The sequence below is a fragment of the Tsukamurella conjunctivitidis genome (assembly GCF_007858475.1).
Taxonomy (GTDB): Bacteria; Actinomycetota; Actinomycetes; order Mycobacteriales; family Mycobacteriaceae; genus Tsukamurella; species Tsukamurella conjunctivitidis.
The window spans coordinates 131,847-143,823 of record NZ_VIGX01000003.1; the positions used below are offsets into that span (position 1 = coordinate 131,847).

The 11,977-nt window shown below is 70.4% G+C and carries 10 protein-coding genes; all 10 read right to left on the reverse strand.

Features of this window, described 5'->3' with window-relative positions; translation table 11 throughout:
• Positions 1-121 precede the first annotated feature (121 nt).
• Positions 122-1,468: a DNA polymerase IV gene (locus FK530_RS07675; protein ID WP_223120743.1), complete on the reverse strand. Its 1,347-nt coding sequence runs from the start codon at positions 1,466-1,468 to the stop codon at positions 122-124.
• Positions 1,469-1,541: 73 nt separating this feature from the next.
• Positions 1,542-4,673, reverse strand: a complete 3,132-nt coding sequence (ileS, locus tag FK530_RS07680; RefSeq protein WP_223120744.1) for an isoleucine--tRNA ligase — start codon at positions 4,671-4,673, stop codon at positions 1,542-1,544.
• A gap of 273 nt (positions 4,674-4,946) precedes the next feature.
• Positions 4,947-5,549 (reverse strand): hypothetical protein, encoded by a 603-nt coding sequence (locus FK530_RS07685; RefSeq protein WP_146486447.1) that lies wholly within the window; start codon positions 5,547-5,549, stop codon positions 4,947-4,949.
• Positions 5,550-5,584: 35 nt separating this feature from the next.
• Entirely contained in the window at positions 5,585-6,406 is an 822-nt protein-coding gene (wag31, locus tag FK530_RS07690; protein ID WP_146486448.1) for a DivIVA-like cell division protein Wag31, read from the reverse strand.
• A gap of 163 nt (positions 6,407-6,569) precedes the next feature.
• Positions 6,570-6,860: a YggT family protein gene (locus tag FK530_RS07695; protein ID WP_146486449.1), complete on the reverse strand. Its 291-nt coding sequence runs from the start codon at positions 6,858-6,860 to the stop codon at positions 6,570-6,572.
• Positions 6,861-6,882: 22 nt separating this feature from the next.
• Entirely contained in the window at positions 6,883-7,557 is a 675-nt protein-coding gene (locus FK530_RS07700; RefSeq protein ID WP_146486450.1) for a cell division protein SepF, read from the reverse strand.
• Between the two features lie 122 nt (positions 7,558-7,679).
• Positions 7,680-8,423 (reverse strand): peptidoglycan editing factor PgeF, encoded by a 744-nt coding sequence (pgeF, locus tag FK530_RS07705; protein ID WP_146486451.1) that lies wholly within the window; start codon positions 8,421-8,423, stop codon positions 7,680-7,682.
• A gap of 60 nt (positions 8,424-8,483) precedes the next feature.
• The gene (gene ftsZ, locus FK530_RS07710) at positions 8,484-9,647 is read right to left on the reverse strand and encodes a cell division protein FtsZ (protein WP_146486452.1); all 1,164 of its coding nucleotides are present in this window, start codon (positions 9,645-9,647) and stop codon (positions 8,484-8,486) included.
• A 180-nt stretch (positions 9,648-9,827) separates the two neighbouring features.
• Complete coding sequence (locus FK530_RS07715; protein ID WP_146486453.1) at positions 9,828-10,532, reverse strand: cell division protein FtsQ/DivIB; 705 nt, start codon at positions 10,530-10,532, stop codon at positions 9,828-9,830.
• On the reverse strand, positions 10,529-11,968 hold the full coding sequence (gene murC, locus FK530_RS07720) for a UDP-N-acetylmuramate--L-alanine ligase (RefSeq protein ID WP_223120746.1): 1,440 nt from the start codon (positions 11,966-11,968) through the stop codon (positions 10,529-10,531). Before murC ends, FK530_RS07715 begins: the two co-directional genes overlap by 4 nt.
• Between the last annotated feature and the right edge of the window lie 9 nt (positions 11,969-11,977).

Sequence of the window (11,977 nt, forward strand, 5' to 3'; positions counted from 1 at the left end):
CGTGGGCGGCACCCACTCCCGAACCACCCGGGTTACTCGAATCTTCTGTCGATAGCCGATCCGGCGTGATCGCGCAGGGCCCCTGGGCGGCAACGACTTCGCCGCGTACGGGGAGCAGAACTCAGTCGTCCTCGTCCTCCTCGGCGGCCCGTAGGTGTTCGGCCGGCCAGTCGAGGGAGTCGAGGGGGTCGGCCTCGCGGAGCTCGGGATCGTCGGCCTTGAAGCTGCGCATGCGGCCGGCGCCGGAGGTGCGGGTCTCGAAGCGGACGCTGAGCACGCCATGGCCCGCACCCTGCACCCAGCCGTGCCCGAACTCGGGGTGACGGACGTCCATGCCCGGCCGCCAGCCGACGGCGGGCACCTCGACCTCGGCCTCGGCCGACGCCGCAGCCGCGTCGCGTTCGGAGACGTCGGCATCGGGGGCCTCCGCGGGCTCCTCCCCGAACAGGGTGAACTGCTCCACGCTGCTCAGCCCGGAGAAGCCGACGCCGACCAGCCGGAGACCACCGATCTCCATCGGATCGAGCGCGAGGCGTTGCGCGGTCGCGGTGAGCACGGCACCGTCGGTGGTGGCGGACGGGAGCGTCGCCGAGCGGGTGAGCAGGGACATGTCGGACCGCTTGAGCTTGAGCACGACGGTGCGCGCTCCGCGCCCGTCGCGGCGCAGCCTCCGGAGGGCGTGCTCGGCGCTGCGGTCGATCTCCCGGCGCAGGGCGTTCATGGTGGTCACGTCGGTCTCGAGGGTGTGCTCGGCGCTGATCGACTTCGCCTCGCCGTTCACCGCCACCGGCCGATCGTCCTCGCCGCGAGCGAGCCTGTGCAGCGCCGGCCCCAGGGTGACGCCGAGGACCGAGACCACCTCGACCTCGCTCATCGCCGCGAACTGCCCGATGGTGTCGATGCCCAAGCGGGACAGCCGCTCCCCCGCCACCGGACCGATGCCCCACAGCTTCCGGACGGGCAGCGGGTACAGCATCGACTCCTGCGCCGCGGGCGGGATGACCGACACCCCGTCGGGCTTGGCGAGGCCGGAGGCGATCTTCGCCGCCTGCTTGCCCGCCCCCGCGCCGACGGAGGCGACGAGCCCTGTCTCCGCCATGATCCGGGCGCGCAGTTCCTCGGCGAAGGCCACCACCTCGGTCGTGGTCGCTCCAGCCAGCTCGACGGGCTCACCGAAGGCCTCGTCGAAGGACAGCGTCTCGACGACGGGGATGAGCTCGCGCACCGTTGCGAACACCCGCCGACTGACGGTGCCGTACAGCGCGCCGCGCGGCGGCAGCACCACCGCAGCGGCGCCGACGAGGCGCCGCGCCTGATGCATCGGCATCGCGGAGCGTGCGCCGAAGACGCGCGCCTCGTACGAACAGCCGGCGACCACGCCGCGGCCGCCGAGCCCTCCCACCAGCACGGGACGCCCGCGCAGGGTGGGCCGGGTCAGCTGCTCGCAGGACGCGAAGAACGCGTCCATGTCGAAGTGGAGCACCCAGCGGGCGCTCCGCTCCTCCGCGCTCGGCCCCGCTTCAGCCACGGCGCGACAACGCTCAGGCGCGCGTCAGGCGGGCCCGGACGCCGTCGCCCAAATCGACCGCGGCGGCATCCCCGTCGAGCGGAGCGAGCTCCAGCGAGGTGGCGAGCACCTCGCCCGCGATCAGGTCCTTGTGCGTCTGCGCGGCGCTCGCGTGCTCGGCCGGCACGTCGAGCACCAGGGCGATCCGGTCGCTGACATCGAGGCCGGCAGCACGCCGCGCCTCCTGCAGCTCGCGGATGCGGTCCTTGGCCCAGCCCTCGGCCTCGAGCGCGGCGTCCACCGAGAGGTCCAGGACGACGAGCCCGGCACCGTCGGGCAGCTCCGCCGTGGAGTCCGGCGCCGCGGCGACCAGCTTGCGGGTGTACTCGCCGTCCTGCAGGGCGATCCCGGCGGCCACGACGGCACCGTCGACGACCTCGTAGTCGCCGGACTTCACCGCCTTGATGACCGTCTGCACGTCCTTGCCGAGCCGCGGGCCCGCAGCGCGGGCGTTGACCGCGATCTCGACGCGGCCGTACTGATCCGCATCCGGCGAGACCTGCACGTCCTTCACGTTCACCTCGTCGGCGATGATCGACGCGAACGGCGCGAGCTTCTCCGCGCCGGGCCCGGCGACGGTGAGCGTGTGCAGCGGCAGCCGCACGCGCAGCTTGTTCGCCTTGCGGACCGAGGACGCCACCGAGCAGACGTCGCGGACCTCGTCCATCGCCGCGACGAGCTCGGGATCGGCGGGGAGCTCGGACGCCGAGGGCCAGTCGGTCAGGTGCACCGACTCGCCGCCCGTGAGGCCGCGCCACATGGCCTCGGTGGCCATCGGGAGCAGCGGCGCCGCGAGCCGGCAGGTGGTCTCCAGCACGGTGTAGAGCGTGTCGAAGGCGCCCGCATCGGCACCGTCCCAGAACCGCGCGCGCGAGCGGCGCACGTACCAGTTGGTCAGCGCGTCGACGAAGAGCCGCAGCTCCTCGCAGGCGTCGGCGATGTTGCAGGTGTCGAGCGCCTCGGTCATCGCGTCGCGGGTCTGCGCGAGCTTCGCGAGGATGTACCGGTCCAGCACGTCCTGCGAGTCGGTGCGCCAGGTCGCCGGCTTCTCCGCGTACAGCTGCAGGAAGGAGTAGGCGTTCCACAGGGGCAGCAGCGTCTGCCGCACGCCGTCGCGGATGCCCTGCTCGGTGACCACGAGGTTGCCACCGCGCAGGATGGGCGAGGCCATGAGGAACCAGCGCATGGCGTCGGAACCGTCGCGGTTGAATACCTCGTTGACGTCCGGGTAGTTCCGCTTGGACTTGGACATCTTGAGGCCGTCGTGGCCCAGCACGATGCCGTGCGCCGCGACCGTGCGGAAGGCGGCGCTGTCGAACAGCGCCGTCGCCAGCACGTGCAGGTTGTAGAACCAGCCCTTGGTCTGGCCGTTGTACTCGACGATGAAGTCGCCCGGGAAGTGGCTGTCGAACCACTCCTGGTTCTCGAACGGGTAATGGACCTGCGCGAAGGGCATGGAGCCCGACTCGAACCAGCAGTCCAGCACCTCGGGAACGCGGTGCATGGTCGACTTCCCGGTCGGGTCATCGGGATTCGGCCGGGTCAGCTCGTCGATGTACGGGCGGTGCAGGTTGGTCGGACGCACGCCGAAGTCCCGCTCGAGCTCGTCGAGCGAGCCGTAGACGTCCACGCGCGGGTACGCGGGATCGTCGGACACCCACACCGGGATGGGCGCGCCCCAGTACCGGTTGCGGCTGATGTTCCAGTCGCGCGCGCCCTCGACCCACTTGCCGAACTGGCCGTCGCGGATGTGCGCCGGGTTCCAGGTGATGTCCTGGTTCAGCTCCAGCATGCGCGGGATGATCTTGGTGACCTCGACGAACCACGACGGCACGGCCATGTAGATCAGCGGCTGCCCCGAGCGCCACGAGTGCGGGTAGCTGTGCTCGATGGTCTCGTGCCGCAACAGCCGGCCCTTGGCCTTGAGGTCCTTGGCGATCACCGGGTTCGCCTCGAACACTTGGAGGCCTTCGTAATCCGGCACCGCCGCGGTGAACTTGCCGCCCGGATCGAGCGGCTGGACGACCTCGATGCCGTACTTGCCCGTGGCGAGGTCCATGTCCTCCTCGCCGAAGGCGGGCGCGAGGTGCACGACGCCGGTACCGGAGTCGGTGGTCACGTACTCGGCCAGCAGCGTGACGTGGGCCTTGGGGTGGCCGGCGAAGAAGTCGAAGGGCGGCTCGTAGGCGGCGAACTCGAGGTCGCGGCCCTTGTACCGGCCCTTGACCTCCGGCGACTCGCCCAGCTCGCGGGCGTACTGGCCCAGCCGTGCCTCGGCGAGCAGGTAGTCGTGCCCCTCGAAAGCGGAGCCGTCCTGCGCCGTCACATGCACGTAGTCGAGGTCCGGGTGCACGGCGATCGCGAGGTTCGAGGGCAGTGTCCAGGGCGTGGTGGTCCAGATCAGGGCCTCGACACCGTCGAGCGCCTCCAGCGGGGTGCCCTTGGTGCGCAGGGGCATCCCGACGGTGACCGCCGGGTCCTGACGCATCTTGTAGGCGTCGTCGAGCTTGCTCTCCTGGTTCGACAGCGGCGTCTGCTCGTACCAGGAGTACGGCAGCACGCGGTAGCCCTGGTAGATCAGGCCCTTCTCGTGGAGGGTCTTGAACGCCCACATGACGGACTCCATGAAGTCCAGGTCGAGCGTCTTGTAGTCGTTGTCGAAGTCGACCCAGCGCGCCTGGCGGGTGACGTACTGGCGCCACTCCTCGGTGTACCGCAGCACCGAGGTGCGGCAGTAGTCGTTGAACTTCTCCACGCCCATGGTCTCGATCTCGGACTTGTCCTTGATCCCCAGCTGACGCTCGGCCTCGAGTTCGGCGGGCAGGCCGTGGGTGTCCCAGCCGAAGCGGCGGTCGACCTTCTTGCCGCGCATCGTCTGGTAGCGCGGGACGAGGTCCTTGACGTAGCCGGTCAGGAGGTGGCCGTAGTGCGGCAGACCGTTGGCGAAGGGCGGACCGTCGTAGAAGACGAACTCATCATTGTTCTCGCGGTTCGCGATGGACCTGCGGAAGGTGTCGTTCTCGGCCCAGTACGCGAGGACGCGCTCCTCGAGATCGGGGAACGACGGTGCGCCCGTCCGGGCGGGGCCGTCGTCGTCGCGGGTCATGTCGACCAGCGGATAGGGGCGCTTCTCGCTCACGGTGACTCCTCGTGCCGTCTACTACCAGCACGGGGACGATGCCCGGCCCTCTAGCCGGACTCCGCGGTACCACCCCGCTTGCGTCTCCCCGGTGTTCCGGGGCGGCGCCACTTGAACCGGGCTGTAACGGGCCCACCCGTCCGGTTCTACTGGGGCGCGTTCCGCCCGTTCTTCCGGATGCTCCCCGGTGATGGCCGGATCGACGCAGTGCTATCACCAAGGATAGCGGTCAGTGCAACGTCATTTCTTGCCGGGATCTTCCGACTCGGGTTCCTGCGGCGGAGTCCACTCCGTGCCCCAGGCCTGATCGATGCGGATCTGAGGGATCTGATCGGTCATGTCCGGGTCGTACTTCCCCGGCGCGAACAGACCGCGGGTGGCGTCGTCGTCCGTGTCGGCGGGCGACTCGTGCTCCCAGCCCGTCGGGCCGCCGAGGGGGCCCATCGCGAACTGGGTGGTCGGGTTCGCGTCGTCGTCGTGGTGACCGAACTCCTCGTGCCCGACGGTGCGGGCCTCCCGCGTGGCGTCGTCGTCCGTCGCGGGCTGCGCCCCGGCGTCGCCCTCGGCCTCGACCGGTGCGGCGGCGCGCGCCGACCGGCCCGGCGTCGCATCCTCGTCGTCGGCATCCTCGTCGTCCCGGTCGCCCGGGCTCCACGGCGCGGTGGCCCGATCCGCCTTGTCGCGATCGGCGCGGCGGTAAGTGAGGACGTCGCCGAGCAGCAGGCCGACGCCCACCACCGACACCACCACGCAGGCGATCGCGAGCCAGAGATTGGCCGTGACCAGGGCGACGATCAGCAGGATGAACCCGATGACCGTCGCCCCCAGTGCGGCTAGCAGCATGAGAACTCCGCCCTAGTACCGGCTGGTACCAGCGGTTACTTGTACTGCTGGTTGCCGCCGGCGGCGTTGCCGGGGTCGTTGAAGTCGCCGCCGCGACCCTGGCCGTGATCGACCGGGGCGGCGCTGCGCAGCGACTGCAGCTCCTCGAGCTGCCCCTCGAGGTAGGTCTTGAGGCGGGTGCGGTACTCGCGCTCGTAGGTCTTGAGCTGCTCGATCCGACCCTCCAGCACAGTGCGCTGCTGGTTGATGGTGGTCATGATCTCGGTGTGCTTCGACTCGGCCTCGGCCTGCAGCGCATCGGAGCGCTCCTGCGCCTGGCGCAGCTGGTTCTCCGACCGGGTCTGCGCGTCGGCGAGCAGCGCGTCGGAGCGCTGCCGCGCGTCGGCCACCATGGACTCGGCCTTCTGCCGGGCGTCGGTGACCATGGCCTCCGACTGGGCGCGCGCGTCGGAGACGAGCTTCTCGGCCTCGGCACGCGAGTTGTTGGTGAGCCGGTCGGCGGTCTCCTGCGCGAGTCCGAGCACCTTGGCCGCGCGGACATGCGCGTCCTCGTCGCTCGCGGCGGGCGCCGCGGCGGCGGCCGGCGCGGCCACGGCGGGCGCGTTCGGCGTGGGCGACGCGAAGGCGACGGTGCTGTCGGCCGACGGCTGCTCGCCGCCGCCGGCGCGGGCCTCGCTGAGCTCGCGCTCGAGCTCGGTGTTGCGCTGCTGCAGATCGTTGTTCTCGTCGATCAGCCGAGCGAGCTCGGTCTCGACCAGATCGAGGAACTGATCCACCTCGTCCTCGTTGTAGCCGCGCTTTCCGATCGGCGGCTTGCTGAACGCCACGTTCCGCACGTCGGCGGGTGTCAGCTTCATAGGTCGTTTCCCCTCAATTCGGCTGCTCGACAGATCTCAAGTCACTCGGACCAACACTGTAACTAGTGCACATCCTGTCACACCAGACCCGTTTGTTCCTCATCACCCAACAATCACGCGATGAAATGTCCGATTCCGCGTTCGGAGTCGAACCCGATCGAACCTACGCGGCGAGTCCGCCGACGATCCGCTGAGCGATCGCCACCAGCAGAAACAGCACGATGAAGGACAGATCCAGGCGGATCGGCCCCAGCTGCGGCGACGGCAGCACCTTCCGGAGCGCCTTCAGAGGAGGATCCGTGACGGTGAACACCCCTTCGAGGATCAGAGCCACGATTCCCTTCGGGAACCACTCCCGGGCGAAGGACTTCACCACCTCGACCACGAGCCGAACGATGAGGAGGAACCAGAAGATGGAGAGGAGCGTGTAGACGACGAGCCAGAATGCTTGCACCTGTACAGTCTGCCCGAATCCGTCAGCGGTTGTAGAAACCGGTCTCCGCGATCCGCGCCCGATCCTCGGCCGTGACGTCCACATCGGCCGTGGCCAGCATGAACACCTTGGTGGTGATCCGGTCGAAGGAACCGTGCAGCGCGAAGGTCAGGCCGGCCGCGAAGTCGACGAGACGCTTGGCGTCCGCGTTGTCCATCGCCGTGAGGTCCATGATCACCGGGATGCCCTCGCGGAAGCGCTCACCGATCGTGCGCGCCTCCTCGTAGGAGGTGGGACGCAGCGTGGTGATGCGGGACATCGGGTTCTCCTGGCTCAGCACGTCGGCACGGGTGTCCATCGCCAGCGCGCCACGGGTGGACGGGGCGACGGAGCGCGAGACGTCCCGCAGCGGCTCCAGGCGCGGCAGCGGCGCCCGAGCGGGCTCGCGGTAGCCCCGGTCGTAGGCGGCGCCGTAGCGGTCGTCGTAGGCCCCGCCGCGAGCGTCGTAGCCGTCCGCGTACGCCGGCTCGTACGCGTCGTAGTCGTCCGCGCGCCGGCCGTCGTAGGCGTAGCCGCGCTCGCCGCGGTAGTCGTCGAACTCGTCGTCGAGGCTGCGGCGACCGCGCGGCTGCGGGGTGCCCTCGTCGACGTATCCGTCGTCGTAGGCATCCAGCGGAACCATCCCGAAGTACGCCTTGACCTTGTGCAGAGTGCTCATCTTTGCCCTTCCTCGGCGCCTGCATGGGCTGGTGTGACGGTTGTGACTGTCGTTATGGAAGTGAGATTAGTAGGGAAGACGGGCGAATGGCGGTTCCGACACGCGCACGAATCCCATCGATGTCATTTCCCCGTGTCGATCCAGATCACCGAGGCCAAGCGCCCCGTCGGCGCGCCCCGGCGATGCGAGAACAGCGTGGGGTCGCTGATGGTGCAGCGCGGATCCTGCGCGACCGCCGCGACGCCGAGGTCCTGCAGCTGCCGACGGATTCCCGCGCGCAGGTCGAGCCCGTCGGTGTTCTTCTCGGTGCGGCACCGGCTCCCCGGCAGATGCTGCTCGACATCGGCGGCCATCGAGGCCGGCACCTCGTACTTCGCCCCGCTCGCCGCGGGGCCGAGGAAGGCGCCGATCCGCTCCGGACGCGCGCCCAGCTCCCGCATCGCGTCGATCACGGCCGGCACGATGCCGATCCGGGCGCCGACGCGCCCCGCGTGGACCGCGGCGAGGACCCCGGCCTCGTCGTCCGACAGGAGGATCGGAACGCAGTCCGCGGTGAGCACGGCGAGCGCGAGGCCCGGCACCGCCGTGACGAGGGCGTCGGTGGCCTCCACGGGCTCCGCCCGCGGCCCGTCGACGACGGTGACGTTCCGGCTGTGGATCTGTTCCATCCACACCACGTGTCCCGGCTCGACACCGATCTCCCGCTCGAGCCGGAGCCGGTTCGCGGCGACGGCGGCGGGATCGTCGCCGACGTGATCGCCCAGGTTGAAGGTGTCGTACGGGGCCTGCGAGGCGCCGCCCGCGCGAGTGGTGGTCACTCGCCGGACACGGTGCGCGGCGACAGGAGCGTTCGCGGGATCAGTCATGGCACAAGACTACGGACGGCACCCCCGGCGGAACCGGGAGCGCCGTCGGCGTAGGGAACCTCAGCGGCGGTTCTGCAGGAAGGACGGGACGTCGAGGTCGAAGTCGTCGTCCGACCGGGTCTCGCGCCCCGCGGGGCCCGCCGCGAACGGATCGTTGGCGCGCGCCGGACGGGCACCGAAGGGGTTGCCGCGGCGTGCCTCCTCCGGCTCGGGCGCCGGCGGCTGCTCGACGGCGGAGTGCTGGCCGCCGATGCGGGTCACCGGGCGCCGGGCGGGCGCGCCGCCGTCGAAGCCCGCCGCGATGACCGTGATCCGGACCTCGTCGCCGAGGTTGTCGTCGATCACCGTGCCGAAGATGATGTTGGCGTCCTCGTGCGAGGCGCCCTGCACCAGCGAGGCGGCCTCGTTGATCTCGAACAGGCCCAGGTCGCTGCCGCCGGCGATGGACATGAGCACGCCGTGCGCGCCCTCCATCGACGTCTCCAGCAGCGGCGAGTTCACGGCGGCCTCCGCAGCCTTGAGGGCACGCCCCTCGCCGCGGGCGGAACCGATGCCCATGAGGGCGCTGCCCGCGCCGGACATGACGCTCTTGACGTCCGCGAAGTCGACGTTGATCAGCCCCGGCGTGGTGATCAGGTCGGTGATGCCCTGCACGCCGTTGAGGAGGACCTCGTCGGCGCTCTTGAAGGCGTCGAGCGCGGAGACGCTCACATCGCCCAGCTGCAGCAGCCGGTCGTTCGGGATGACGATGAGCGTGTCGCAGGACTCGCGCAGCGACGTGATGCCCTGCTCGGCCTGCTTGCCACGGCGGGCGCCCTCGAAGGTGAAGGGGCGGGTCACGACGCCCACGGTGAGCGCGCCGAGCTTGCGGGCGATGCTCGCGACGACCGGCGCACCGCCGGTGCCCGTGCCGCCGCCCTCGCCCGCGGTGACGAAGACCATGTCGGCGCCCTTGAGGAGCTCCTCGATCTCGTCCTTGGCGTCCTCGGCGGCCTTGCGGCCCACCTCGGGGTCGGCTCCGGCGCCGAGCCCCCGGGTCGAGTCGCGGCCCACGTCGAGCTTGACGTCGGCGTCGCTCATGATGAGCGCCTGGGCGTCCGTGTTGATCGCGATGAACTCGACGCCTTTGAGCCCCTGTTCGATCATCCGGTTCACGGCGTTGACGCCGCCGCCGCCGATGCCGACGACCTTGATTACGGCGAGGTAGTTGTGCGCGGCGGTCATGTTTCGCCTTTCCCCTGATGTGAAGTCTGTTGCTTCTGAGACGAACCCTAAACCTCAACAGAAGGCTTAAAGTTATGTCAAGTAGCTGGTCTGAAACCAAGGTAGAGGGCACTACGCCGCTTGCCCCGCAGGCGCGCGGGCGTGTCGGGAAAAACGTTCTCGGTGAGGGGAAGAACACCCTCAGCGGGTGGTCGGCATGTCCGGGTTGATCACGGTGAACTCCTTGCCGGGACGCGTCAGCACCATCCGCAGCGCGGCGGTCTTGTCCGCCGCGCGCTGATCGTCACCCCAGTACACGACCCGCTTGTCGCGCAGCACGAAGCGCACGTTCGCCGGCGAATCGGCCCCGATCTCGACGACCTGCCCGTGCAGGTCCGGCGGGAGCGACGTGAGCACCGCGATCGACGCCGCCGTCGCCGGGTCCTCGGACTTCGGGTCGTCGACGACCAGCTTGGGCGTGAGGATGGGCGGCTCCCCCACCTTGATGAAGGGCACGCCCTTGGCGTCGACGAGCACCGTCCCGGCCGGCCGCTGCGCGTAGGCCACGACCTCGCGCTCGGTCACCTCGACGACCAGTGTCGACGGATACGACACCGTGACCGTCGCCCGGTCGATCCACGGGCTCACCGCGATCACCTGCGCCGCGTAGGCGTCGCGCTGGCCCGGGGTGATCTGCAGCAGCGGGCGCCCCTTGAGCGGCTCCACCACCTTCGCGACCTGATCCGCCGGGGCGTTCGTCGCGCCCGTCACGGAGACGTCGCGAGCAGAGAGCACCGGTGAGAAGTAGGCGGCGGCAACGAGACCCACTATCACGGCCACCGCGCACAGGACCAGCAGCAGGCGCCGCAGACCCGGTACGCGCCTGCGCGTCGCGGGAGCACTCACGCGCCCGCCTCGGCGCCGCGCTGCGCCAGCGTGTTGAGGATCGTCGGGCCCTGCATCGTCACGTCGCCGGCACCCATGGTGATCACCACGTCGCCCGGGGCGGCGAGGCCGGCGACCACGCCGGCGACCTCGGACTGGCTCGGCACGTAGTGCACGGAGGCGGTCACCCTCTCGGCGATCCGCTCGCCCGTGACGCCCGGCAGCGGCGCCTCCCGCGCGCCGTAGACGTCGAGCACCACGACCTCGTCGGCCAGGCTCAACGCCTCCGCGAACTCGGCCGCGAACTGCTCGGTCCGCGAGTACAGGTGCGGCTGGAAGGCGACGATCACCCGGCCCGGCTCGGCCTGCTTGGCGACCATCTCCGCCGCCGCGGTGAGCACGGCACGGACCTCGGTCGGGTGGTGCGCGTAGTCGTCGAAGACGCGCACGCCCTGCTCGGTGCCGCGCAACTGGAACCGGCGGTGCACGCCGCCGAAGGCCTCGATGCCCTCGATCACCCTCGCCGTCGGCTGCCCGGTGTTGACGACCGCGATCGTCGCGGCGATGGCGTTGAGCGCCATGTGCTTTCCGGGCACGGAGAGCAGGATCGCGCGCTCGGTGACCTTCCGGTTCTCGTCGGAGAAGCGGACCCTGAGCATGCCGCCCTCGGCGCGCGGCTTGTAGTCCAGCAGCTGGGCGATCAGCGTCACGTCGGGCGCGAGGTCCCGATGGGTGCCCTCGCCGTACCCGAGCACGCGGACCCCGCGGGCGCGCAGCGCGGCGTGGGTGCGCTGCGCCAGCGCCGCCGAACCCGGGTCGTCGAGGCAGACGACGAGAGCGCCGCCGGGACGGATCCGCTCGGTGAAGGCGTCGAAGACGGCGATGTACTTCTCCTCGGAGCCGAAGAAGTCCAGGTGATCGGCCTCGACGTTGGTGACCACGACCACGTCCGGCGCGTACTGCAGCAGCGAGCCGTCGGACTCGTCGGCCTCGGCGACGAAGACGTCGCCCGTGCCGTGGAAGGCGTTGGTGCCGGACTCGTTGAGCTCGCCACCGACCGCGAACGAGGGGTTGGCACCGCAGTGCTGCAGGCCCACCACCGCCATCGACGTGGTGGAGGTCTTGCCGTGGGTGCCGCTCACCAGCAGGGTGCGGTAGCCGTCCATGAGGTCGGCGAGCACCTCGGGCCGCAGGATCACCGGGATGCCGCGCCGCTGCGCCTCGACCAGCTCGGGGTTGTCCTTGGGGATGGCGGCGTGCGTCGTCACGACCACCGTCGGCCCGCCGGGCAGCAGATCGAGCGCCTCGGGGCTGTGGCCCACCTGGACCTGGGCACCGCGAGCCCGGAGCGCGATGACGCCGCGCGACTCCTTGGCGTCGGAGCCCGACACCCGCCCGCCGCGCGCCAGGAGGATCCGCGCGATGCCGGACATGCCGGCGCCGCCGATGCCCACCATGTGGACGCG